Annotated in this window: 1 protein-coding gene; it reads left to right on the top strand. The window is 71.0% G+C overall.

What is annotated here, in order from left to right; all coding sequences use genetic code 11:
- The coding region (locus tag IN07_RS20080) for a methyl-accepting chemotaxis protein (RefSeq protein WP_036339557.1) at positions 1-314 on the top strand (314 nt) is incomplete at both ends.

Here is a 314-nt window from a genome sequence, read left to right on the forward strand (position 1 = left end):
TGAACGCCACGATCGAGGCCGCGCGGGCCGGTGAGGCGGGCAAGGGCTTCGCGGTGGTGGCCAGTGAGGTGAAGGAGCTGGCGCAGGAGACCGCCCGGGCGACGGAGGACATCTCCCGCCGGGTGGAGGCGATCCAGGCCGACACGGCGGGTGCGGTCGACGCGATCGGGGAGATCAGCACCGTCATCGGTCAGATCAACGACTTCCAGGCCACCATCGCCGCGGCGGTGGAGGAGCAGACCGCCACCACCAACGAGATGAACCGCAACGTGGCCGAGGCGGCGGGCAGCTCGCGCAGCATCGCCACCGCGATC

Origin of the sequence: Modestobacter caceresii (genome assembly GCF_000761485.1) — a bacterium.
Taxonomy (GTDB): domain Bacteria; phylum Actinomycetota; class Actinomycetes; order Mycobacteriales; family Geodermatophilaceae; genus Modestobacter; species Modestobacter caceresii.